23 protein-coding genes and 1 pseudogene are annotated in these 23,827 nt (G+C 63.7%); 19 read left to right on the forward strand and 5 right to left on the reverse strand.

Going from position 1 to position 23,827, the window contains the following annotated elements; translation table 11 throughout:
* The first annotated feature begins 192 nt into the window (after positions 1 to 192).
* The 13 genes and pseudogenes from NKH19_RS11825 (at position 193) to NKH19_RS11880 (ending at position 12,895) form a co-directional block, all read left to right on the forward strand.
* Positions 193 to 1,362, forward strand: a complete 1,170-nt coding sequence (locus NKH19_RS11825; RefSeq protein ID WP_352871485.1) for a glycosyltransferase — start codon at positions 193 to 195, stop codon at positions 1,360 to 1,362.
* On the forward strand, positions 1,359 to 2,666 hold the full coding sequence (locus tag NKH19_RS11830; RefSeq protein WP_352871486.1) for a lipopolysaccharide biosynthesis protein: 1,308 nt from the start codon (positions 1,359 to 1,361) through the stop codon (positions 2,664 to 2,666). The genes NKH19_RS11825 and NKH19_RS11830 overlap by 4 nt, the downstream gene beginning before the upstream one ends.
* Before the next feature lie 8 nt (positions 2,667 to 2,674).
* Positions 2,675 to 3,904 (forward strand): GNAT family N-acetyltransferase, encoded by a 1,230-nt coding sequence (locus NKH19_RS11835; protein ID WP_352871488.1) that lies wholly within the window; start codon positions 2,675 to 2,677, stop codon positions 3,902 to 3,904.
* Positions 3,905 to 3,916: 12 nt separating this feature from the next.
* Entirely contained in the window at positions 3,917 to 5,134 is a 1,218-nt protein-coding gene (locus tag NKH19_RS11840) for a GNAT family N-acetyltransferase (protein WP_502910909.1), read from the forward strand.
* 130 nt (positions 5,135 to 5,264) lie between these two features.
* The gene (locus NKH19_RS33540) at positions 5,265 to 5,354 is read left to right on the forward strand and encodes a putative RiPP precursor (RefSeq protein WP_502910910.1); all 90 of its coding nucleotides are present in this window, start codon (positions 5,265 to 5,267) and stop codon (positions 5,352 to 5,354) included.
* 193 nt (positions 5,355 to 5,547) lie between these two features.
* Positions 5,548 to 5,772: a hypothetical protein gene (locus tag NKH19_RS11845; protein WP_352871516.1), complete on the forward strand. Its 225-nt coding sequence runs from the start codon at positions 5,548 to 5,550 to the stop codon at positions 5,770 to 5,772.
* Positions 5,773 to 5,817: 45 nt separating this feature from the next.
* Entirely contained in the window at positions 5,818 to 8,310 is a 2,493-nt protein-coding gene (gene ligD / locus NKH19_RS11850) for a DNA ligase D (RefSeq protein ID WP_352871490.1), read from the forward strand.
* Positions 8,311 to 8,364: 54 nt separating this feature from the next.
* On the forward strand, positions 8,365 to 8,553 hold the full coding sequence (locus NKH19_RS11855) for a type II toxin-antitoxin system HicA family toxin (RefSeq protein ID WP_352871492.1): 189 nt from the start codon (positions 8,365 to 8,367) through the stop codon (positions 8,551 to 8,553).
* Positions 8,554 to 8,558: 5 nt separating this feature from the next.
* Complete coding sequence (locus tag NKH19_RS11860; protein ID WP_352871493.1) at positions 8,559 to 8,960, forward strand: type II toxin-antitoxin system HicB family antitoxin; 402 nt, start codon at positions 8,559 to 8,561, stop codon at positions 8,958 to 8,960.
* Positions 8,961 to 9,226: 266 nt separating this feature from the next.
* Entirely contained in the window at positions 9,227 to 10,132 is a 906-nt protein-coding gene (ku, locus tag NKH19_RS11865; protein ID WP_352871495.1) for a non-homologous end joining protein Ku, read from the forward strand.
* Positions 10,129 to 11,259, forward strand: a complete 1,131-nt coding sequence (locus NKH19_RS11870) for a tetratricopeptide repeat protein (RefSeq protein ID WP_352982126.1) — start codon at positions 10,129 to 10,131, stop codon at positions 11,257 to 11,259. The genes ku and NKH19_RS11870 overlap by 4 nt, the downstream gene beginning before the upstream one ends.
* A gap of 214 nt (positions 11,260 to 11,473) precedes the next feature.
* A pseudogene (locus NKH19_RS11875) lies at positions 11,474 to 12,117 on the forward strand (alpha/beta hydrolase family protein).
* Between the two features lie 7 nt (positions 12,118 to 12,124).
* Complete coding sequence (locus NKH19_RS11880) at positions 12,125 to 12,895, forward strand: exodeoxyribonuclease III (RefSeq protein WP_352871500.1); 771 nt, start codon at positions 12,125 to 12,127, stop codon at positions 12,893 to 12,895.
* Positions 12,896 to 13,961: 1,066 nt separating this feature from the next.
* On the opposite strand, the gene NKH19_RS11885 is transcribed toward NKH19_RS11880, so the two are convergent.
* Together NKH19_RS11885 and NKH19_RS11890 are read right to left on the reverse strand one after the other, a co-directional pair.
* Positions 13,962 to 14,168, reverse strand: coding sequence for a hypothetical protein (locus tag NKH19_RS11885; protein ID WP_352871501.1), 207 nt, complete (start codon positions 14,166 to 14,168; stop codon positions 13,962 to 13,964).
* Between the two features lie 372 nt (positions 14,169 to 14,540).
* Positions 14,541 to 14,810 carry a hypothetical protein gene (locus NKH19_RS11890; RefSeq protein ID WP_352871503.1) on the reverse strand — a complete coding sequence of 90 codons (270 nt, stop codon included), beginning with the start codon at positions 14,808 to 14,810 and terminating at the stop codon, positions 14,541 to 14,543.
* Positions 14,811 to 15,259: 449 nt separating this feature from the next.
* On the opposite strand from NKH19_RS11890, the gene NKH19_RS11895 reads away from it, so the two are divergent.
* A complete protein-coding gene (locus tag NKH19_RS11895) occupies positions 15,260 to 15,562 on the forward strand; it encodes a DUF1236 domain-containing protein (protein WP_352871504.1) in 303 nt (100 codons plus the stop codon).
* A 347-nt stretch (positions 15,563 to 15,909) separates the two neighbouring features.
* Here the strand turns inward: NKH19_RS11895 and yghU are convergent, their stop codons facing one another.
* Positions 15,910 to 16,776, reverse strand: coding sequence for a glutathione-dependent disulfide-bond oxidoreductase (gene yghU, locus NKH19_RS11900; RefSeq protein WP_352871506.1), 867 nt, complete (start codon positions 16,774 to 16,776; stop codon positions 15,910 to 15,912).
* Between the two features lie 233 nt (positions 16,777 to 17,009).
* Between yghU and NKH19_RS11905 the strand changes: the two genes are divergently transcribed.
* The gene (locus NKH19_RS11905; RefSeq protein ID WP_352872823.1) at positions 17,010 to 17,915 is read left to right on the forward strand and encodes a S1C family serine protease; all 906 of its coding nucleotides are present in this window, start codon (positions 17,010 to 17,012) and stop codon (positions 17,913 to 17,915) included.
* A gap of 15 nt (positions 17,916 to 17,930) precedes the next feature.
* Positions 17,931 to 18,863 carry a LysR family transcriptional regulator gene (locus NKH19_RS11910; RefSeq protein WP_352872822.1) on the forward strand — a complete coding sequence of 311 codons (933 nt, stop codon included), beginning with the start codon at positions 17,931 to 17,933 and terminating at the stop codon, positions 18,861 to 18,863.
* Between the two features lie 59 nt (positions 18,864 to 18,922).
* Here the strand turns inward: NKH19_RS11910 and NKH19_RS11915 are convergent, their stop codons facing one another.
* Positions 18,923 to 19,651 (reverse strand): SDR family oxidoreductase, encoded by a 729-nt coding sequence (locus tag NKH19_RS11915; RefSeq protein WP_352872821.1) that lies wholly within the window; start codon positions 19,649 to 19,651, stop codon positions 18,923 to 18,925.
* A 372-nt stretch (positions 19,652 to 20,023) separates the two neighbouring features.
* Here NKH19_RS11915 and NKH19_RS11920 point away from each other — a divergent pair, with 372 nt between their 5' ends.
* Positions 20,024 to 20,623 carry a YdeI/OmpD-associated family protein gene (locus tag NKH19_RS11920; RefSeq protein ID WP_352872828.1) on the forward strand — a complete coding sequence of 200 codons (600 nt, stop codon included), beginning with the start codon at positions 20,024 to 20,026 and terminating at the stop codon, positions 20,621 to 20,623.
* A 111-nt stretch (positions 20,624 to 20,734) separates the two neighbouring features.
* Here the strand turns inward: NKH19_RS11920 and NKH19_RS11925 are convergent, their stop codons facing one another.
* Positions 20,735 to 21,295: a hypothetical protein gene (locus tag NKH19_RS11925; protein WP_352872820.1), complete on the reverse strand. Its 561-nt coding sequence runs from the start codon at positions 21,293 to 21,295 to the stop codon at positions 20,735 to 20,737.
* A 475-nt stretch (positions 21,296 to 21,770) separates the two neighbouring features.
* Here NKH19_RS11925 and NKH19_RS11930 point away from each other — a divergent pair, with 475 nt between their 5' ends.
* A complete protein-coding gene (locus tag NKH19_RS11930; protein WP_352872819.1) occupies positions 21,771 to 23,393 on the forward strand; it encodes an ABC-F family ATP-binding cassette domain-containing protein in 1,623 nt (540 codons plus the stop codon).
* Between the two features lie 67 nt (positions 23,394 to 23,460).
* The gene (locus NKH19_RS11935; protein WP_352872817.1) at positions 23,461 to 23,817 is read left to right on the forward strand and encodes a hypothetical protein; all 357 of its coding nucleotides are present in this window, start codon (positions 23,461 to 23,463) and stop codon (positions 23,815 to 23,817) included.
* The last annotated feature ends 10 nt before the right edge of the window (positions 23,818 to 23,827 follow it).

Below are 23,827 nucleotides of genomic sequence, written 5' to 3' on the forward strand. Positions count from 1 at the left end.
AAAAAAACGGTGTTGAACCCGGTGGTTGTTTCATTCTCGGTCAACCCTTCTGTGCGTAGCTGTATCGAAACGAAGCAGTGCCAAGGTCGTGCGGCCGGTAGTCGGCCTACTGAATCCGGCATGATTCTTGCGGCAATGCCGCTGCACATTATCGCCCAGCGCGATGGTTGTAGCACCTGGCGGGATACAAAGATGCGGATTGCCTGCGTTCATCAGGGCTATGAACTCTATGGTTCCGACCGCAGCTTCGCGGAGAGCGTTGCTGCGTTGCGCGCCGCGTTTCCGTCGGCCGACATCGAGGTGGTTCTGCCGCGCGGCGGACCTATCGTGCAGATTTTGGAAGCCCATGCCAGCCGGATTGTCTTCGAACCGCTCTGGGTGCTGAGGCGCCAGGCCATCGCGCGCCTTGCAACGGTCGAGATAGCGCGATTGCCGGTTGCCGTTTTCAGGGCGTGGCGGCGTCTCAGGGATTGCGACCTCGTTTACGTCAACACCTCGATCGTGGCCGACTATGCGCTGGCCGCGCGCCTTCTTCCCCACAAGGCCGTCCTGCACATCCACGAGATTCCCGAAGGCGCCATGCGCAGGATACTCGTTGGCCTGATGCACTGGAGCCATGCGGATCTCATCTTCAACTCGCGCGCGACGCGCGCCGCGTTCGGCGATCCCAAGGCCGCGCGCACGCATGTCGTCTACAACGGCGTTGCCGGGCCGGCGACTGTCGAACCGACGACCTATGACGGCAAGCGTCCGTTGCGGGTGCTGCTGCTCGGCCGCATCAACCGGATCAAGGGGCAGGAGGTCCTGCTGGAGGCGATCGCCTCGATGCCGCCGGAGCTGCAGGCGAGGATCGAGGTGCGGCTGGTCGGCGGCGCCTTCGAAAGCACCGAGCGTGAGCGCGCTTTGGCCGAACTGGTCGAGACCATGGGTCTCTCCGGGCGCGTCAGCGTCTTGCCCTTCGTGTCTGACCCTTCGGAGCACTACCGCTGGGCCGATATCGTCACTGTGCCGTCGCGGCGTCCGGAATCACTCGGGCGCGTCGCCATCGAGGCGATGGCCTATGGCCGCCCGCCGCTGGTGTCGGCGATTGGCGGGCTGGTGGAAGTGGTCAGCGACGGCGAGACCGGCTGGCATGTTCCGCCCGGCGACGCGGCAGCTCTTGCCGTGAAATTGCAGGAGATCATCCTGCGGCCCAAGGCCTGGCGCGGTTTTGTCGCTGCCGGGCGCGCGCGCTACGAGGCAATCTTCTCCGAGCCGGTCGCGGCCGCCGCGATCACGGCGATCGCCGCCGACAAGCTGAAGATGACCGTGGCGCGGCCGGGACGGGCGCGGGCCGCCCGCCAAGCGGAGACACGGCCGTGAAGCTTGCGTTCCCGAGCCATCTGGTTCGACGCCTGGTGCTGATGATCGGCGGCGAGGCGATGCAGAGCGGCTTTCACTTTGCCCTCAACATCGCGCTGTTGCACATGCTGTCGGCGCAAGGCTACGGCCTCTTCGCCATCGCCATGGTGATGGGTGGCGTCGGCTTGTCCTACATCAGGTCGCTCACCGCCGTTCCCGCCAGCATATGGATGAGCAAAAGCACCAACAGTGCCGGCGTCGATGCCCATGATGTCGCCTTCGGAACGGCGGCGCTGATCGTGGCGTTGCTGATGGCCGTCGGCACGGCGATCTTGATGCATCTGCTTGGCGATCCAAGCGGGATTGCCGCCGGTTGCTTCGTCGGCGCCTGGTCGCTGCGAAGCCATATGCGCACGGCTTTCTTCGCGCGTCGCCAGCAGGTGGTCGTTTCCATCAGCGATGTCGCTTTTACGATCGTTGGCACCGTCTTGACCGGGCTGACGATCTGGCTGGCCCAAGACCCGCTGCAAATCGTGTTCTACGCACTTGCCGCGGCAAATGTGTTCGGCATTTTCGTCCTGGTTCGGCTGGCTCGGCGCACACTTCGCGTCAGCTTCCGTATGCCGACGCGGCGACGTTATATCAGGCTCTGGCACCAGCTGCGCTGGTCGGCATTCAGCGCGACCACAACCAACATCCAGGGTCAATGTCTGGCGCTGCTGGTCGCGGGCATTGCCGGGCCGGCCGCCTACGCACCGCTGGCGGCGGTTCTGGTGCTGTTTGCGCCGCTGCGCATCATCAGCCTTGCTATCGTAAACATGACGCAGCCGGATCTTGCCAGGCTGATACGGAACCACGAAACAGGCCGTGTTTGGGCGCAGGCAAAGATCTGGGCGCTCGTCATGGGGCTCGGCGGCCTGGTCTATGGGTGCGCGATCATGTTCGTGCTGCCGACAATAAAATCCCAGGCCCTCCAGGATGCCTCGGTCGGCTTCATCGGATTTTTCGTGATCGCGAATTTTGTCCCGATCATGCTCTACATCATGCCCCGCATCGTGCTTGAGATACTCGGCGATTTCCGGATCGTCGCGTTCACCACGACGGGCGGTGCGGTCGTCGGGCTGGTGCTGATCGCGATCCTGCTGGCGATTGCGTCTCCGCCGTGGGCGCTGGTGGGTTCAGCCGTCTCCGAGACCTTCGTGCTCGCGGCATCATGGTATTTCGCGCATCACCGCATATGGAATCTCGAGCATCCGGATGAGGCGCGCTACAGCCGATTGGGCTCGTGGCGGCGGGCAGTCCCGTTCGCAACGGCAAAACGATAGGAGAAGATATGGCAGGCCAGGCAGTGCAAAGTGCTGCGGCGACCGGCTTGTCCGAAGGGCAGGCTTCCAGTCCCGTAACCATCGTCGCCAACGATGCCTACACGGCGCGATTGCACACCAGCCTGGAAGCGGCCAGGCCGCTCTGGCTGCGCTACGAGGCGGACGGCGTGTGCACCGCCCACCAGCATTATGCGTGGGCCGAGGGGATCGTCGCGCGACTGATGCCGAAAGGCGCGGACGTGCTCATCGTGGAGGTGAACGACGCCGCGACCGGCGCGCCCCGGATGCTGGTGCCGCTGATGCGGCGATCGGCTCCCGGCCATCGGGTGATCGAATGGCTGAGCTGCGGCGTTTGCGACTATTCGGCACCGCTTCTGGCCGATGCGAGCCCGTGGACGAGGCAATCCGCACAGGCCGCGTGGGCGGCGGTGCGTTCCGTGCTGCCGCCGGCGGACCGCATCCACATCACGGGAATTCCGCAAAGGATCAGCGGCGTCGCCAACCCGCTGGCCTTGCTCGCGGCCACGCGCGATTCCCTTCATACCAGCTTCGGCCTCGCCATCGACGGCGACCCGGAAACCGTCCTCAAGCGCCTATGCAGGCCTTCGTTCGTCAAGGCCTTCAACAAGGACTGGCGCCGGCTCGAACGGCTCGGCGGCGTGGAACTGGTCGAGGCCAACACACCGGCCTTGGTGGAGCTCATTTTCGGCAGCCTGGTCCGCATGCGGCTCAGCCGCTTTCGCGAATTGGGCCGTTTCGACCTGCTGACGCAGGGGGCGGCTGTCGACTTCTATCGAAACGCCGCCCTCGAGGGGCTGTCGGATGGATCGGTGCGGCTCTTCGGGCTGCGCGTCGGTGAGGCTCTGATCGCGGTCCAATACCTACTGATCCATCAAGTCACCGTTCATGCTCTTCTGATATCAATCGATCAGGGCGCGGTGCCCAACGTGTCACCGGGACTTCTGATCATGGGCAAGTTGATGGGCTGGGCGCGCGAGAAGGGTTTCGACTATTTCGACCTGTCGGTGGGCAACCAGAGCTACAAGGAGCATATGGGCGCCACGGGTTCGACCCTGCGCGAACTTTGCCACGGGATTACGGTGCGGGGCAATGCCGTGACCACCGCCCTCGAGGTCCGCAACCATATCGAGGTGTTCGTGCGCTCCAAACCTCGGCTGCTCAAGACGATCCAGGGACTGATGCGGGGTTTGCGGCGCTCGCGTGGGGGACCGGAATGACAGGAAAAGCACGTGGCAAGCCGGACAATGCAAGTGGTTGCGATGACGGACGATGGGCCGGTTTCCCCGAGTGCCGCCTGCGCCGGTGCCGGCACGTGCTATACGGCGCGGCTGCACCCCAGCTTTGAGGCCGTCAAGCCACTCTGGTTGCAACACCAGGCGGACGGCGTCTGCACCGCCCATCAGCACTATGCCTGGGTCGATGGAATCGCCGCGCGGCTGATGCCCAAAGACGCGGACCTGCTTATCGTCGAGGTGAGCGACGCTGCTACGAGCGCGCCGATCCTGCTGCTGCCTCTGATGCGGCGCCGGGCCTTCGGCCATCATGTGATCGAGTGGCTGAGCTGTCGCGTGTGCGACTATTCGGTGCCGCTTCTGGCGGATGCGAGAGCGTGGACCAGGCCGGGTGCCGACGCCGTCTGGGCGGCGGTCCGCGCCGTGCTGCCGCCGGCTGATCGCATCCACATCACGGGAATCCCGCGGCAGATCCACGGCGTGGCCAATCCGCTGGCGCTGCTTTCGGTGGCGCGCGACTCCATCCAGTTCACCTCCGGCCTCGTCCTGCACGGCGACCCGGAGACGCTCATAAGGCGCATCTGCAAGCCATCCTTCGCCAAGACGTTCCACAAGCAGTGCCGCGCCTTCGAACGACGTGTCGGCCTCGCTCTGGTCGAGGCCGACACGCCGGCGCTGACCGAGGAGCTTTTCGACACGCTGCTGGAACTGCGGCTCAAGCGCTTTCGCGAGCTGGGGCGTTTCGACCTCCTGACGCAGACCCCGGTCGTCGACTTCTACCGCCACGCGGCGATGCAAGGCCTGTCCGATGGATCGGTGCGGCTGTTCGGGCTGCGCGTCGGTGAAGCCTGGCTCGCCTCCATCTACGTGCTGGCCAGAAAAGGCACGCTTCACACCCTCCTGCTCGGCATCGACCAGAATGCGGTCGCCAATGTCTCACCCGGCCTGACGATGATGGGCAAGCTGATGATGTGGGGGCGCGGACAGGGGTTCGACTATTTCGACCTGTCGGTCGGCAGCCAGGGCTACAAGGAACATATCGGTGCCGCGAGCTCGGTTCTGGCGGAGATCTGCGAACCGATGACGGTGCGGGGCAGGGCTGCGAACGCTGCCATTTTGCTGCGCAGCCGGGCCGAAGGCATGGCGCGATCACGTCCGCGGCTGCTCAAGGCAGTGCGGAGCCTGATGAGCCGCTTGCGGCGATTGAAGGACTGAGGGCAGCTATCCGACCTTGGGGAGCCTGGCTGCCAGAAGCGACCGAGTCCGAGGTATCTCAGCCGCAGCTTGACAAAGCACCGGTGCGTGCCCACCTTGCCGCGGCCCGATTGGGGCTTTGGGGATACCGATGAAAAAGACTTACGAAAAGCCGACGCTCAACAAGCGTCAGCAGCTCTCGCGCGTCACGGCGGTCTTCGCCGGGTCGGCACCGACCTGACAGGCAACCGCCGTTCGACGAACGCGACCATCAAACCCGCCGCCGCAAGGCGGCGGTTTTTTTGTGCATCCGATCCCGATCAAGGCGCATGCACCGAAATTGACAGGAGATCGCGTCTCCGTCATCCTTGAGCCCAGTCGCCAGGCTGCGGACAGCGGCCATGTTGCGTGTCAGGGCGACCGAGGGCAGCGTCATGTTCAGTCCCGTCATCGGCCAGAATTCCAAGCGCGCAGCGGTTCGCAAGGCGCTCGATCGCCACAAGGTCTACATCACCGCGCGGAGTTTTTCCGCCGGCACCTACCAGGCACGCGTTCTGGTCGACGGCGAGGCTTATTGGGTCGACGAGTTCCGGCTGAGCCAACTGCAACAAGGGCTGTCGCCAGCGGAGCTTGAGTTGACGCCGGCCACCGACGATTGAGAGCGTGACTGGCTTGTTCCTGGCCGCCGTGCTTCGCTCTTCGTCATGACAACCCCACCAAAACTCAAAGCCTATCGCGCCAAGCGCGAATTCTCGAAGACGCCGGAACCGGCCGGCGGGCTCATTGCCGGCGAAGGCAACCGCTTCGTCGTCCACAAGCATCACGCCACATCGGACCATTATGATCTGCGCCTGCAGGTCGGCGATGTCTTGAAGAGCTGGGCGGTGCCGCGCGGGCCTTCGCTCAATCCGGCCGACAAAAGGCTGGCGGTCGAGACCGAGGATCATCCGCTCGAATATATCGACTTCGAGGGTGTCATCCCCGAGGGCGAATATGGCGGCGGGCCGATGATCGTCTGGGACACCGGCACCTGGGCGCCGATGGACGATGTCGAGAAGAGTTTCAAGACCGGCGCCTTCAAGTTCCGGCTGGCCGGCGAGAAGCTCAATGGCGGCTGGATGCTGACTCGGCTGAAGCCGAAACCCGGCGAGGACCCGAGCAAGAAAAACTGGCTGCTGTTCAAGGAGCGCGATCTCGCTTCCGACACCGCGCTCGACATTCTCACCGCGCGGCCCGAAAGCGTCAAATCCGGGAAACGCATCGAGGAGCTGGTAGTGCCGGCGAAACCGGCCGCCAAACCCGCATCCAGAAAGGGTTCGCTGAAGCCAGGCACTTTGCCGGGCGCGTTCAAGGCCCCGGCACTTAGCCGCATCGAACCGCAACTGGCGACGCAGGTGCCAAAACCGCCGGATGGCGAGGGCACCAAAGAGGTCTGGCTGCACGAGATCAAATTCGACGGCTACCGCACCATGGCGCATCTCGCCGACAGCACGGTCAAGCTGATCACCCGTGGCGGCATCGACTGGACGAAGCGCTATGGCGACTTGGCCAGCGCCTTCGCCAAACTGCCGTGCCGCGATGCCATCATCGACGGCGAGATCGTCGTGCTCGACGCCAAGGGCATCAGCCGCTTCGCGCTTCTGCAGGACGCGCTGGCCGCGGGCGCAGGCAGCAAGCTGCACTTCTACGCCTTCGACCTTCTCCATCTCGATGGGTGGGACCTGACCAAGGCGCCGCTTGTCCGGCGCAAGGCGCTGCTGGCGCAATTGCTGACCGGCCTCGGCGCCAATTCCGCCATTCAGTTCTCCGACCATGTCGAGGGCTCGGGGCAGGGGCTCTACGATCAGGCGTCCGAACTCGGGCTGGAGGGTGTCGTCTCCAAGCGTGCCACCGCAATCTATCAGAGCGGCCGCACCAAGAGCTGGACCAAGACCAAGGCGCTGCAAAGCGATGACTTTGTCATTGCCGGCTACACCAAATCGGACGCGGCAGAGGGTCTGGCAGCACTCGGCCTTGCCGAATTCGAGGACGGTGAATTGCATTATCGCGGCAAGGTCGGCACCGGCTTCGATGCCGGGACCGCGGCTGAATTGCTCGCCAGGCTGGAGCCGCTCACAGCAGGCGCGACGGCGCCGGAGGGGGCGCCGCGCGAAATCATGCGCGAGATGAACTGGGTGAAGCCGCTGCTCTCGGCCCGCATCCACTACGCCAACCGTACATCGGACAATGCGTTGCGCCACGCGGTGTTCAGAGGCTTGCGCGATGTCGGCCTGTCGACGCCGGTTTCTTCAACACGCAAGCGGCTGATCTCGGAGGCCGACCTCGCCACCATCTGGGTGACCAACCCGACGCGGCGGCTGTTCGGCAAGACCGGCCCGACCAAGCTCGACATCGCCGTCTACTACGCGCTGGTCGGCGACTTCATGCTGCCGCACATTCTCGGCCGGCCGGTGTCGCTGGTGCGCTGCCCGACCGGCCTGCCGAAGGACTGCTTCTTCCAGCGTCATGCCTTCACCGGCATGCCGCCCTCGGTGGTGACATTCGAGGCGACCAACTCCGAGGGCGAGACCAAATCCTACCTCTCGGTGGAAGGCGCCAAGGGCTATCTGGCGTTGGCGCAATTCGGCGTCGTCGAGTTTCACACCTGGGGCACCCACCGCACCAGCCTCGACAAACCCGACCAGATCGTTTTCGACCTCGACCCCGGCGAGGGGATTTCGTGGCGCGAGGTGGTCGAGGCTGCCGTGCACATCAAGAGCGAACTGGAGGGGCTGGGGCTGGTGCCGTTCGCCAAGACGTCCGGCGGCAGCGGCATCCACATCACCGTGCCGGTGACGGGCAAGCAGAACTGGAAGAAGCTGCACCAGGCGACCAACGCCATCGCCACGCATTTGGCGGCAACCGCACCCGACACCTTCACCACCACCATGGGCAAGGACAACCGCAAGAAGCGCATCTTCATCGACTATCACCGCAATGCGCGCGGCCATACGTCCGCTGCGCCTTACTCGCTGCGCGCCCGCACCAATCTGCCGGCCTCGACACCTGTGAGCTGGGCGGATCTGGAAACAATCGATTCGCCGCAGGATCTGAACTATGCCTCGCTGCCGGGGCTGTTGGCGACGTCAGGGGACCCATGGGCGGAGATTGATGAGTTCGCGCGGGATTTGCCGGTGGTTGGCGCAACGGCGAAGTAGACGCCGCCCAGGGTCATTGACATCGCATCAAATCGTGTGTATTTATACACACACATGAAGAGCGCCGATGTCATTTCAGCGTTGGTCGCTGATGGATGGTTCGAGGTAGCTCGAAAAGGCAGTCACGCTCAATTCAAGCACAACGACAAACCGGGACGGGTCACCGTTCCACACCCAAAACGAGACATTCCCATCGGCACCCTGCGTAGCATTGAAAAGCAATCTGGACTGAGACTGAGGTGAGAGACATGAAGCAGTATATCGGAGTTATCCATAAGGATGCCGAAAGCGACTTCGGCGTGTTTTTCCCTGATTTTCCTGGGGTTGTAACCGCCGGGAAGGACTTGGACGACGCCCGAGCTATGGCTGAAGAGGCGCTGGCTTTCCACGTTGACGGTCTGGTTGAGGATGGCGAAGCTATTCCGGAGCCATCCTCTCTAGAAGATGTCATGGCGAGCAAGGACAACCGAACCGGTGTTGCGATCCTGGTTTCGCTGAAAGCTGAAGCGAAGAAGGTTGTTCGGGTCAATGTCACCATTCCCGAGGACATTCTCCGTCAGATCGATCAGTATGCGGAATTACACGGCTACAATCGGTCTGGCTTTCTAACTGCTGCGGCGAAGAAGGTAATGGAACTCGGAACCGCATAATTTGCCGCGCAGGATGCTTGTCCGTCGCGCGCGCATCCATCTGCAGGCTCGCAGAACCCAGGTTCTGTGAAGCTTGCGCCCCGCCTCCATCGACGCTTCCGACAATTTGAATTATTCTCTGTCTTCGCCCCCTAGGCGTATTGGAAGATTTCGTCAGGGATTTGCCGGTATCGTGCGGGGTCGGTGTAGGATTTCCGCAGCCTCGTTCGTCCTTCGGACGAAAAGCGCTGCAGTAATGTCAGTGCATGGCCGCGTAGGAGTTTATCATGGCGCCCAGGGCAAGTTGGAAAGGTTACCTCAAACTCAGCCTCGTCAGCTGTCCGGTGCGGCTATACCCCGCCACCAGCGCGAGCGAGCGCATCAGCTTCAACCAGTTGCACAAGAAGACCCACAACCGCATCAACATGAAGCCGGTCGACCCGGAACTCGGGCTCGTCGAGCGTTCGGATCTGGTCAAGGGGTACGAATACGAGGACAAGCAATACATCATCATCGATGATGCCGACCTCGACGCGGTGCGAATCGAATCCAGCCACACGATGAACATCGAGGCTTTCGTCGACGAGGACGAGGTCGACCTCATCTATCAGGACGCGCCGTATTATCTGGCGCCCGATGGCGCGATGGCGGAAGAAACCTTCGCCGTGCTGCGCGAAGCCATGCGCAAATCCGGCAAGCTGGCGATTGCCCGCCTTGTACTGTCCAGCCGGGAACGCGTGGTGACGATCGGCCCGCGCGAGAACGGCATGTTCGTGTGCACGTTGAGGAATCCGAACGAAGTGCGCGGCACAGCTGAATATTTCGGCAACATCCCAGCCGGCAAGCCCGATCCGGAAATGCTGCAACTCGCCGAGGCGCTGATCAAGCAGAAGGAAACCACCTTCGATCCGAAGAACTACGAGGACCGCTACGAGGCGGCACTCATGACGATGATCCGCGAGAAGCTGAAGGGCCACAAGCCGATCATCGCGGCGGCACCCGAGCGCGGCAATGTCATCAATCTGATGGATGCGCTGAAGGCGAGCTTGTCGCAGTCGAAGCCACCGGCCAAGTCGAAGAGCAAGGCCGACGAGGTCGCCAAGCCCGCCGCCAGGAAGGCGGCAGCGGGCGGCGCTGCCGAAAATCCGCTGAAGGCCAATCTGCTGAAGGCGGTCGGCAAGAGCAAGAAATGACGGCACCGGCCGTCCTGGTCCCAGGGGCCGTCTTTGGTACCATCGGCGCGCTGGCGGCGTTTCCGCTGCGGCTGGCCGCACGCGAGGTCGAGCGCCAGCACGGCCAGTTGCGGCGCGGCGTTGTCAGGCGCGCCACGCATGTGGTGTTCGGGCGAGCGCTATTGGCCAAGGCCGGGCTCTCCAGGAACGGTGACGTCGAGATCGAGCGCCGCGTCTCCGCTGAGCGTGTGGCTGGGCGCGTACTCCTCAGTGAAAACGGTTTCCTGCGCCTGCTCGGGCTGATGAAGGCGCCGGAGGCGTCCTCACTGTCCAGGCAATCTCTGATCGAGCAATCGCGGCTATCGGGCGCCGACCTCGGCCTGCTCAGCCTGTTCGACGCTTTCGAGCATGACAGCGAACCCTATTCCTTCCGCGACCTGATCCTGGCGCGCAAATATGCCGGGCTCATCGCCGGCGGTGCGACATGGGGCGCGATCGCGCGCTCCGTCCATCGTTCCGGCCCGGTGGCTTCGCTCACTGCCAAGTCGCTCAATGTCGGCTCGCAGCACGGGCGCGCCGGCGCTATCTATCTCGAGGATGGCCAGAGCGAACTCGACGGCCAATTGCTGTTCGATCTCGGCAACGTCGGTTCGACAGGCGACGATACGCTGGAAGAGCTTTTCACCGAGGCCGAAGCGGCGGAGGAGGGCGGCGACCATGAAGGGGCTGCCGCGCTCTACCAGCGCTGCCTGGCCATCGACCCGAGCGATGCGATAGCCGCCTTCAACCGCGCCAACTGCCTGCGCGCCGGGGGCCACGCGGCGGACGCCGCGCACGATTATGCCCGGGCGATAAAGCTCGACCCGGCCTTCGTCGAAGCCTGGTTCAACCTGGCCGGGCTGATGAGCGAGCAAGGCCGCGAGGCCTCGGCGCGAAGGCACCTGCAGAAGGCGATCGCACTGGACAAGACCTATGCCGATCCGGTGTTCAACCTCGCCCGGCTGGAATTCGACGCCGGCAATCTGCTGGAGGCGCGGCGGCTGTGGGCGCGGTATCTCGAACTCGACGCGGAGTCCGAATGGGCGAGGGTTGCAGCCAAGGGGGTGCAGTTCGTGGATTTGCAACTGGCGCGGACATCGGCGGGGTGAGGGACTGATGGTCGCGCTTGAGCACCCCCCCTCTGTCCTGCCGGACATCTCCCCCGCAAGGGGGGAGATCGGCAGCTTGGGCGCTCCGCTCCTTCTTGCAAAGTGGGAGATTGGCGAAAGCGGCTGAGCGCGCAATCTCCCTCCTTGCGGGGGAGATGTCCGGCAGGACAGAGGGGGGTGCGAAGGAACTCGGCCTCTCGGGGAAGGCCGCCCCATGACCACCTTCCTCTTCGACGGCCACGACACCGCCCCCGTCACCATTCTGCTCGCCCATGGCGCCGGCGCGTCGATGGATTCGCCTTCGATGACGGCCACCGCCAAGGCGCTGGCCGCGGCCGGCTTCCAGGTGGGCGTTTCGAATTCCACTATATGGCCGCGCGCCGCTATGGCCACCGCAAGCCGCCGCCGCGGGCCGAGACGGTGAACCCGGAATGCATCAAGGCGATCGCCGACCTCAGGGGCAAGGGCGTGGCGGGACCGTTGATCATCGGCGGCAAGTCGATGGGCGGGCGCGTCGCCTCGATGGTGGCGGACGAGATGTTTGCCAAGGGTGAGATCGCCGGGCTGCTGTGCCTCGGCTATCCTTTCCACCCGCCGGCCAAGCCTGAGCAATTGCGCACCAAACACCTCGCCGACCTCAAGACGCCAACGCTGATCTTCCAGGGCACGCGCGACGAGTTCGGCACCAGGGACGAAGTTGCCGGCTATGGGCTCTCCGACAGCATTGAGGTTGTCTGGTTGGAGGATGGCGACCACGACCTGAAGCCGCGCAAGAATGTCTCGGGCTTCTCCACCGCCGACCATCTGAAGACGCTTGCCGAGACGGTGAAGGCTTGGGCAGGCAGGGTCGCCTCCTGACCCGTAGATGAAGATAGCCTCCTTCAACATCAACAACATCAACAGCCGGCTGGAAAACCTGCTGGCGTGGCTGACCGTCGCAAAGCCCGATGTCGTCTGCCTGCAGGAACTGAAAGCGCGCGACACGCAGTTCCCGCGCTCGGCCCTTGCGGCGGCCGGATATGGCGTGGTGTGGAAGGGCGAGCCGACCTGGAACGGCGTCGCCATCCTGGCGCGGGGTGCCGAACCGGTGCTGACCCGCGATGTCCTGCCTGGTGATGATGCCGACAGCCAGAGCCGCTACATCGAGGCGGCGGTGAATGGCATCATCATCGCTTGCCTCTATGCACCGAACGGCAATCCTCAGCCCGGACCGAAATTCGCCTATAAGCTCGCATGGCACGCGCGGCTGGAGGCGCATGCCGAACAGCTGCTCGACACAGGCCTGCCTGTGGTGCTGGCCGGCGATTACAACATCGTGCCCGAGCCGCGTGATATCTACCCCACCCGCTCCTATGACGACAACGCGCTGGTGCAACCGGAAAGCCGGGCTTCGTTCGCCGCGTTGCTCGAGCAGGGCTGGACGGACTCGCTGCGCAAGAAACACCCGAAGGAGACGCTCTACACTTTCTGGGATTATCGCCGGAACCGCTGGCCGCGCGACGCGGGCTTGAGGCTCGACCACATCCTGCTGTCGAAGAAACTGGCGCGGCGCCTGACGGCCGCCGGCATCGACCGCGACGTGCGCGGTAAGGATGGTGCCAGCGACCACGCGCCGGTGTGGGTGGAATTGAAGTAAGGCGACTGCTTTCAAGCCACTGGCGGCGGTGGCCTGCCCCTTACCGCCGCCAGCATCATCTGTGCAGCGTCGTCGTCGCAGGCTAGTCTGTTGCAAAGTGCCCCAACGCAGCCGGATTGCCCATGAACACCGACTCCAACAGGACTTGTGGATCGAGGCCGCATGCCTGACCTTGGCCTCGTCGAGATGAGATACTGTTCGGGGCCGTCGTGGTGCTTGCGGCTGCCGTCTGCGCGACTGCATTGTCGGCACTGCCGGCGCACGACTTCGCGGATCGGATTATAGCGCCAGTCGGCTGCCGTGGTCGACGCGGACGGGGGGCGCATTGTTGGGATGGCTCGGGCGCCCGCGTCAACCAGGGCGGCTCGTACCGCCGCATTAGGAGCATTGCATATTGCGCGTCGGCCGAAACTTCCGCGAAAGCGGAATAGGCCGGGGGCTAAAGTGCGGATTCGAGGCCCGAATCTCGCGTCTAAAAACAGTTTCTCTTTCTTGCAGGCGCGTGCCCGAGGCGGCGGTCGCGGTGCCCAAGGCGCGGACAGTCGCGGCGGCGAAGGACGGCAAGATGCTGGCGCGCTGAGGGTGCCGCCTGAGGGCGGAACGGCAAGGAGAAAAATGGCCCGGCGGCCAGGTGCAAAGGGAGGCACGCCGGGCCCGGCCGACTTCTGGCGGTCATCGGCCGACCTCTATATTCGGTGTCTCTAATATTAATGCAAGCGGCCCGATGGATAAATGCCCTCGTCCCGAGCGTCAAACCGCGCCAGGCGCCATCAGCACCAGCCTGACGGCCGCTGCGCTTCAGACAGCGGCCGTGCCCTGCGCGGTGGTAATTTCGATATCGTTCAGTAGCGGTAGAAGTCGCAGATGCGCACCTTCCCTGATCACCCAGTGGCGATGGCGCCAATGCCTCGTCACCTTCACGAAGCAACGGCGATCGTGATGTCCGCGCCGGTAATGATCACGGTCGTGGTGCCGGCGCCGGCAGTGCCGCCCCATATCCCCGTTGCCCGTCGTGATGATGAGACTCGCGCCTTGCGCCGGGGCGACGATGACGGGTGAGGCTCGATCAGTTTGCCGCTTTGCCATCCGCCGCCTGAATCGATCGGGCGGGCGGCGAAGACAGCGCGCGCTGATCCGGTGGCGGCTCGCTGAAATAGAGCGAACCGCCCAGGACGAGGAACACGATGCCCACCGTCATCAACCCGACCATCAGCACGGCAATCGCCGTACCTGGGCCATGGCCTGTCTTGACGATAATGGATCGACGGGGCATCGCGCTGTTCCTCCGAATTGGATGTCGACTGTCGTCCTGCCAGGCCTTTGCGACAAACGACAAGCGGCGCCCGATGTTCCCGTGTGCGGGCTTCAATCGGTCACATCGGGCTTTTGCGTTCTCCCGTGGGACCAAGGTCTTAGCGGTCGGACGCAAAGGTCCAAGGGGGCCTGTTCGGTTCCGGCAATGTCCATTGGACGTTCCATTATTTTAGTCAAAACTGATATAATGCCTGGGCAAAAACTTAGCCGGCCAAGCGTCTTTCGCGAATAATTCGGGCACGGAAAATGTGGTTTTGGCAAGTTGGTCAACAAGATGGTCAAGATGAGTGACGCCGCCTAGCGTCGCCAGCCTCTCTGCAAGTGCTCCGGCTTAGGTCTCGTCGAACCGGCCTTCGCGGGTCGGGTGGCGCTTGATCGCGGCTTCTTCCTGATCGTCGGGCAAGGCTTCGTCGCTGTTCTGGTAGGCGTTGTCGTCGTCTTCTTCGGGCAGTTCGCCGTCCTTCTCGATGTCGCCGTTTTCGGAGTCGGGCAGGATCTGGCCGCCCTTGACCGCGTCCCAATCCTGCTGCTCGATGGTCGGGCCATCGGCCCGCGGTGCATCATCTTCGATGTCGGTGCGTGGTTTGCCGCGCGGTGCCATGCTGGCCTCCAATCCTTCAAAAGACTGGAGGCGAAACTCACGGTGCCGGCGTTTGTTCCCGCGCCCGACTCGCCAAGACGGGGCGTGAGTCTGGATCGCCGCTGGCTTGCACGTCAGCCTATGACTGGTTTGGTCGACCAGCGGATTGCGGTGTCTGTCGTGGCCAGACCCATCTATTATTTGCGTGTGCGAAAGACAAGTCCGGTGAACGGCGCCACGGGACACGACAAACATCAAGGTGAATCGCATTAATATCTGCCCCAGATCGGCAGTTTACCCGTGAAGCTGGAGAGCTATTCCGCGCCAATTTCCGAGCATCGTTCCAACAACCATTGAATACCATGGCCAACCTCGTGATGCCTTCAATTCTTGAATTTGGAATGGAACCCCGGACCTGCGGTGGAGTTTCCATGCAGGGCGGAAGTTCTGTTACCAATAGGAGAATGGTCATGAAACTTCATCTTTCGAGTGCGGCGACCGCGATCGTCCTGATGGGCGGTATCGGTGCGGCGCTGGCGGAGAATGTCGTCGTCGTCCAGCCGGAACAGGAGACGGTCGTTCGCGAATACATCAAGAGGGAGCCGCTTGCGTCGGTGAACCTGCTGGGCGTCGAGCTCAAGCTCGGCTCGTCGGTGCCGGACACGGTCGAACTGCGTGAGGTACCCGACGTCAGATATCGCGTCGCCGTTATCAATCACCGGACGGTCCTGGTCGATCCCGAGACCCGTCAAATCGTCGAGGTCCTGCGCTGAATGATGGCGCCGACACAAGGTTGCCGCGTCGGACTTGGGAAAAGCCCGTCACGACCTGGCGGTCGTGGCGGGCTCTGTTTTTGAGGCCTGCCATGCCTGGTCTATTCGGCGGCGGCGGAAATTCTCGGCAACATCCGGGCCGACAAGGCCGAAAAGGCCGAGGAGATCGAGAGCGACCTCGGCTATTTCTACGAGGATGGCCTGTAGGGGAACCATCTCGACGAGATCGACGAGACGTTTCTTGCCGACATCGACAGGCTGTGGATGTCGGCCGTCGACACGAGGCGGGCGGTTGAAGCTGCCAACCTCCCCACGGGGGAGGGAGGTCGGCCGGCTAGCCCTTCAGCTCACTCGGCTGCCAGCTTGTCTTGCGTGTTCGTGTCGAAGTCACTGGCGTCGTGGCGCTCGTGCAGCTGTAGGGCAGGCTCGCCGAAGGCCCGGTTGACCATGCGGCCGCGCTTGACCGCCGGGCGGGCGTCGATCGCCTGGGCCCAGCGCTGCACATGCTTGTACTCGTGCACGGACAGGAACTCAGCGGAATCGTTATACATGCGGCCAAGCGCCAGCCCGCCATACCAGGGCCACACCGCCATGTCGGCGATGGAGTAGTCCTTGCCGCCGAGGTATTGCGACACCGCCAGCCGGCGGTCGAGCACGTCCATTTGGCGCTTCACCTCCATCGAGAAGCGGTCGATGGCATATTCGAACTTTTCCGGCGCGTAGGCGTAGAAATGGCCGAAGCCGCCGCCCAGATACGGTGCCGAGCCCATCTGCCAGAACAGCCAGGACAGCACTTCGGCGCGGGCCGGCTGCTCGCTGGGCAGGAATTCGCCGAATTTTTCGGCGAGATAGACCAGGATCGAACCGGATTCGAAGATGCGCACAGGCGTCTTGCCGCCGCGGTCCATCAGAGCGGGGATCTTGGAGTTGGGATTGACCTCGACGAAGCCGCTGCCGAACTGGTCGCCATCGTTGATGCGGATCAGCCAGGCATCATATTCGGCGCCCTTGTGGCCGCGTGCCAGAAGTTCCTCCAGCATGACCGTCACCTTGACTCCGTTTGGTGTTGCCAGCGAATAGAGCTGCAGCGGATGCTTGCCGACGGGCAGTTCCTTGTCATGCGTCGGGCCGGCGATCGGCCGGTTGATGCTGGCAAAGGCGCCTCCACTCGGCTTGTTCCATGTCCATACTTTCGGCGGGGTGTATTCGGTCATCTCGGGGCCTCGTGCTCGGGGGGCTTGTGGAAAGGATGGGCTGATCCATCTACAGCTAGGGCTGCGGATCGGGAAGTTCAACTTGCGTTGAACTATTGTTTTATGCCGACGCCGCAGCGAGCTTCTTCCGCGTAAGGGGAGAAGGTCAGCACTACACCCCTTGCACCATCTCCCATGCGGCATAGGTATATGAGATATCGCCTCGCCAAAGCATTGCATCGCAGGACAAAAGCATGACCATCAATCCCAATCCGCGCTCGGTCGTTGCCGTGCGTGCCACCGTTCCCGAAGATGCCTTTACGGCCGGAGCGCTGGGCACGCTCAGGGAAGGCAGCGGCGTCGTCATTCGCAGTGACGGGCTCGTGCTGACCATCGGCTACCTCATCACCGAGGCGGATGAAGTCTGGCTGACCAGCCATGACGGCCGCGTCGTGCCCGCGCACGCGCTGGCGTATGACCAGGAATCGGGCTTCGGCCTGGTGCAGGCACTGGCACCGCTCGGCCTGCCGGCGGTGGCGCTGGGCGATGCCGGCAAGGCGAAGGTCGGAGACGCCGTCGTGCTGGCGGACGGCATCGGCCAGTCGGTGCAGGCAAAGATCGTCACCAAGCAGGAATTCGCCGGTTATTGGGAGTATCTGCTTGACGAGGCGATCTTTATTGCGCCGGCGCACCCGTCCTGGGGCGGGGCAGGGCTGTTCGGCTCCGACGGCTCGCTGCTCGGCATCGGTTCGCTGCGCCTACAGATGAGCCGCAACGGCGAAGTCGCCGACATCAACATGGTGGTGCCGATCGATCTGTTGCCGCCGATTCTCGACGATCTGCTGACGCGCGGCCAGGTGGCCAAGCCGCCGCGCCCGTGGCTCGGCGCGTTGTCGGCCGAAAGCGACGGCAGAGTGGTGGTGATGAGCGTGACCGAAGGCGGCCCGGCGGCCAAGGCTGGCCTGCGCGAGGGCGACATCATTTCCGACATTCGCGACGGGGCGGTCGACGGACTGGCCGATTTCTACCGCAAGCTGTGGGAGAGCGGCTCGGCGGGTGCCGAGATCCCGATGCGGGTGCTGCGCGACGGCCGCGAAACCTGGCTGCGCGTCAAATCGGCCGACCGCAGCAGTTTTCTGAAGAAGCCGCAGCTGCAGTAGGCGCGCCAGCCCGCGATGCATCCGAGACTGCTCAAGACTTTCCTGGCGGTGGCGCGAAGCCGCAACATCACGCGTGCCGCGGAGGTGGTCCACCTCGCGCAATCGAGCGTCAGCGACCAGATCCAGGCGCTCGAAACGGAGCTTGGCGCTGTGCTGTTCACGCGCGCGAAGTCAGGTCTCGAACTGACGCCGGCGGGTATCGCGCTTAGGCCTATCGCCGAGGACTTGTTGCGGCTCGATGGCGAGGCGCGCGCGGCCGTGCAGGCGGCGGCCAGACAGACAAGCGGGCAGGTGACCATCGGCGCGCTGGAGACGATTGCGTCGGCCCGGCTGGCGACCTGGCTGGCTGGGTTCCAGGCCGGCCATCCCGACATCACCGTACGGATGAAGGTGGCGGGCAGCGGCGCGCTGCTGCGCCAACTGGAGGACGGCGAGATCGATGTCGCGTTCTGCTTCGACCGTCGTGATGTGAGGAAGGACGCCGCCGGCGAACGCTTCGCCAGGCGCACGATAGCGGCCGAACCGCTGGTGCTGGTCGCGGCTCCGGGGCAGGGCAGCGTGCCGAGCGACTTGGCCGCGCTTGCCGCACTGCGCTTCGTGGCCACGGAGCCCGGATGCATCTACCGTCATATGTTCGACGCAGCCTTTGCGGAGGCGGGCGTTGCCGCGCCAAAACTTGCCGCTGAAGTCGGCAGCATCGGCACCATTGCGCGGCTGGTGACGGCCGGCGCGGGGCTCGGCCTCGTTCCACGCCTTGCCGTCAAGGAAGCGCTCGCGCGTGGCGACATCATCGAAATGCCTTGGCCCGGCGGGATACGCACGGCGCCGCTGACGATGATCTGGCGCCGCCAGCGCGTTCAGCCGCCGGCGCTCAAGCAATTGCTCACTGCCATGCGCGACACGCTGGTGCCGGTCCCGTCGCCCGCCCAGGACTGGTTCAGGCCTTGAATCGGCGAACCGCTCCAAGCCCTTGTTTGCAAACAACTCCTGACGAAGGCAGCGGCGGTCTAGACCAGGCGGTGGCCACCCTCGACATGCAGCGTCGTTCCCGTGGTAAAGCCGTTGCCGATCAGGAAGGCGATGGCGTCGGCGATGTCGTCGGGTTGGCCGATCCGCGCGACTGGCAACCGCTCGGCCATCGCTGCCAGCGTCTCGTCTTTGCGATCGCCGGCCACCTGGGCCCAGATCGCGGTGTCGACCCAGCCGGGCGACATGGCATTGACGCGGATCGGCGCGAGTTCGACGGCCAGCGCCCGCACCAGCCCTTCGAGCGCCGCATTGACCGCGGCAACGACGGAGCCGCGCGCGGCCGGCCGATGGGCGGCGATGCCGGAGACGAAGGTCATTGAGCCGGTGGCTGCCAGCCGTGGAGCGCCGTGCTTGGCGAGCAGGAGCGGGCCGTAGAGCTTGCTTTCGACAACCCTTTGCGCCGCCTTCAGGTCAAGTGCCGGCAACAGCTGGTAGGCGCCTTCGATGTCGGCCGCGGTGCTGACGATATGGTCGAGCCCGCCGATCCGTGTGAACAGCGCCACGACCTGCTCTTCCCGGGTGATGTCGGCGACAGCCACCTCCAGCCCGGCGGGATTGCCCAGCGTTTCGCGCGCCTGCTGCAGCCGGTCCTCGCCACGCCCGGCGATGACGACCGCAGCACCGGTCTCGACGCAGCGCCTTGCCAGCGCCAGGCCCATGCCGGAACCGCCGCCGACGATCAGGATTTTCTGTTTCGACGTGCTCATTGCGCTCTGCCTTTGGTTGGATGGACATGGCAGTGAATTGGCGGTTCGGCGTGGCAAAGGGAAACGGAAGAAACCGATGATGTCATCGGCAACGCCGATGGCGTGGCGGCAGCCACTCACCCGTCTCAAGCGGTGAAGGCCTCGCCCGAGTCCCAATCCTGAAGGCTATAGTCTGGCCTCCAGGAAGAATGCCGTCGGCGGAACCGCCAACAGAGGGGGCGCGAAGGAACGCCGTACGCGCCCGACAAGCTTGCTGACGGAACTGACAGCAACTCATGCCATGATGCCGGTCAATGACGATAGGCGCGATTCTGGAGGCGGGACGACAGTGAAAGCGATGGCGCGGACGGAACCGAACGGGCAGGCCAGATGATGGCGCCGGTCAAGGTCGATCCCGACAAGGTCCGGGAATTCCCGGACCCGGCGAGCTTCCATGCCTGGCTCGGCAAGCACCACGCCACGGAAAGCGAAATCTGGATCAAGGTGCACAAGGTGGGGTCGGGGCTGAAGTCGATCACGCCGAAGGAAGCCATCGACGTGGCGTTGTGCTTCGGCTGGATCGACGCGGTACGCAAGGGGCTGGACGACAAGAGCTTTCTGCAGCGCTATACGCCGCGCGGCAAGAAGAGCATCTGGAGCAAGATCAACATCGACAATGTCGCGCGGCTGGTCGCCGAGGGCAGCATGACCGAGGACGGGCTGAGGCAGGTCGAGGCGGCCAAGGCCGACGGACGCTGGGCGCGGGCCTATGGCAGTGGCAAGGAGATGAAAATCCCCGATGATTTGCAGGCTGCCATCGATGCCGATCCGGCAGCCAAGGAGATGCTGGCAAAGCTCAGCGCGCAGAACCGCTTCGCTCTCGCCTTCCGCACCCACAACATGAAGACCGAGGCCGGTCGCAAGAAGAAGATCGAGACGTTTGTGGCGATGCTGAAGCGCGGCGAGACGATCTATCCGCAGGGGAAGAAGTAGGGCTGCGACTATCGTCCAGCAATTGGCGCCGCGGTGTCTATCCTGAGGTGAACGTATTGTGTTGATGCAAGAGATTGGTCGAGCGGGCCCTTGCCCGTGCGACCGTCGGCGCTAAAGGCTGCTGCCGGCAAGGATGATGCCGAAGCCGGCCAGGCAGATGGCGCTGGCTCGTCGCAGCGATCGCTGGCCGAGCAGGTTTGAACCGCTGCGGCGAACCATCAGGCCGACGACGATCCAGGCCGCTCCCGCGAGGCCGACCAGAGCGGCGATCGTGGTCAGAAGCTGCACCGTCATGCTTTCGGACTGAACCAGCAAGGCGACGATCGTTGCCTTGGGATTGACGAGCGTGGTGACGAAAACCTGCCTTACTGTCACCAGCCGAACCTCGACGCCGGGATCCTCAGTGATCCAGATGCTGTAGGCGAGCCAGAACAGCCACAGCACCGCACAGATCCTCACGCCGGTCCGTAGCTCGATCCGGGCACCCGTGGAGATCAGGGCGGCCAGTGCGGCCACCGCCAGGATGATCGCCATATAGGCAAGCACAGCCGCGCCCAGCATCGGCACCGTGCGCCGCGCCCCGGATGAAACGGTCGAAAAGGCCAGAAGGATGTTGGTTGGTCCGGGCGTCAGCAACAGCCCGCCCAGCGCCAGAAGATCAAGGTCGAGCATCCCAGGCCATTGTCCTGTATCGTGTCAATCGGCCGGACTGGTAGCGGCGGCGGCGCAATGAGTCGAGCCGACACGGAACCGCGGGGGTGAGCGCCGCTTGCCATCCGCATTAAGCAGTTGAACATCTGAATCGTCGAGCCGCTGTAACTATTTGATTTTACGCCATTCTGGACAGAAAGTCCGCGGCGCGATTTCGCGGAAGTTGCGCCAGGAAAAAAGCCGCCCTCGTTTTTGCGAGTGGCGGCCTTTTCCCGGGATGATGTTGGAGAGGGACGATCAAGCAGCCTTGGCGTGCTAGTGGCCGTGCTTCTTGCCGTGTGCTTCTTCACAATGTTGATGGTCTCTGGCCTGCCGGCCATCTCCTCCACACGGGGGAGATCGCTGTATGCGGCGCTTGCGCCTCTTCCCTCGATGCCGTCATTCGCGTAAGGCGCCGGGCAAATCCTTTCATCGCACGCATTGTCCCGGAAACCGCATGATCAGACTTGAAAGCATCAGCAAGCAGAACGGCCGTCAGCTTGTCTTCATCGAGGCGTCGGCGGCCCTGCAGAAGGGCGAGAAGGTCGGCCTCGTCGGACCCAATGGCGCCGGCAAGACGACACTGTTTCGCATGATCACCGGGCAGGAGCAGCCCGACGAGGGCCAGGTGCAGGTCGATCGCGGCGTCACCATCGGCTATTTCAGCCAGGACGTCGGCGACATGGATGGCCATAGCGCGGTGGCCGAAGTGATGAACGGCGCCGGACCGGTGAGCGAAGTCGCTGCCGAAATGGCAGCGCTCGAGGCGGCCATGGCCGATCCCGAGCAGGCCGAACAGATGGACGAGATCATCGAGAAATATGGCGAGGCGCAGCACCGCTTCGAGGAGCTCGACGGCTATGCGCTGGATGGCCGCGCGCGGGAAGTGCTCGATGGTCTCGGCTTCTCCCAGGAGATGATGGACGGCGATGTCGGCAAACTCTCCGGCGGCTGGAAGATGCGCGTGGCACTGGCCCGCATTCTTCTGATGCGGCCCGACGCGATGCTGCTCGACGAGCCGTCGAACCATCTCGACCTGGAAAGCCTGATCTGGCTGGAATCCTTCTTGAAGAACTATGACGGCGCGCTCTTGATGACGTCGCACGACCGCGAGTTCATGAACCGTATCGTCAACAAGGTGGTCGAGATCGACGGTGGCTCGCTGACCGCCTATTCCGGCAATTATGAATTCTACCAGCAGCAGCGGGCGATCGCCGACAAGCAGCAGCAGGCGCAGTTCGAGCGCCAGCAGGCGATGCTGGCCAAGGAGATCGCCTTCATCGAGCGCTTCAAGGCGCGCGCCTCGCATGCCGCCCAGGTGCAGAGCCGGGTGAAGAAGCTGGACAAGATCGACCGCGTCGAGCCGCCCAAGCGCCGCCAGACCGTTTCCTTTGATTTTCAGCCTGCGCCGCGCTGCGGCGAGGACGTCGTCACGTTGAAGAACGTCCACAAGGGTTACGGCAGCCGGTCCATCTATGAGGGCCTTGACTTCCAGGTCCGCCGCCGCGAGCGCTGGTGCATCATGGGCGTCAACGGCGCCGGCAAGTCGACGCTTTTGAAGCTGGTCGCCGGCGCTTCCGACCCAGACACCGGCACGGTCGCGCGTGGCCCGAGCGTCAAGATGGGCTATTTCGCCCAGCACGCCATGGAAGTGCTGGAAGGCGAGCGCACGGTGTTCCAGACGCTGGAGGACGCGTTCCCGCAGGCCGGCCAGGCGCCGCTTCGGGCGCTCGCCGGCTGTTTCGGCTTTTCCGGCGACGAGATCGAGAAGAAATGCCGCGTTCTGTCAGGCGGCGAGAAGGCGAGGCTGGTGATGGCGCTGATGCTGTTCGATCCGCCCAATCTGCTGGTGCTGGACGAGCCGACCAACCATCTCGACATCGCCACCAAGGAGATGCTGATCACGGCGCTCTCGCAATATGAAGGCACCATGCTGTTCGTTTCGCACGACCGGCATTTTCTGGCGGCACTCTCCAACCGCGTGCTGGAGCTGACGCCTGAAGGCATCCACACCTATGGCGGCGGCTATACGGAATATGTCGAGAGGACGGGGCAGGAGGCTCCTGGGTTGCGAAGCTAAGGAGACGGCGGTTATTTGTGAGGAAGAGTTCCATGTACCCTCCACAATGCGTGGGAAAGGCTCCGGCATGAGAATTGCAATGTCGGTCGCATTGGCCGCGACCATGGCGGGATGCGCGACCTCTCCGGTCGACTATGGGACCTCGCTTTCGCAGCAAGACCAGAAATGGGCGTCGCCCGAATGCCAACAAGCCCGCATGGCGGCTTCGGACTACGAGGCTCGCGAGAAAGAGCATCCGGGATGGGGTTTCGGCGTCTTGCTTGGCCCGTACTCAATGGGACTCGTTGCAGCCATCAAGGAGCATGAGCAGAAGCAACGTAAGCTGTTTGCCCGCGAGGTGCACCTGCAATGCTCAAGCCTCCCGCTGCCGAAGGAGTTGCAGGGCGATCTAAACCCCGCGAGTGCTCAGACAAAATATCCATAGCCACGACCGA

It is taken from the genome of Mesorhizobium sp. M1338 (assembly GCF_040318045.1).
Classification (GTDB): Bacteria; Pseudomonadota; Alphaproteobacteria; order Rhizobiales; family Rhizobiaceae; genus Mesorhizobium.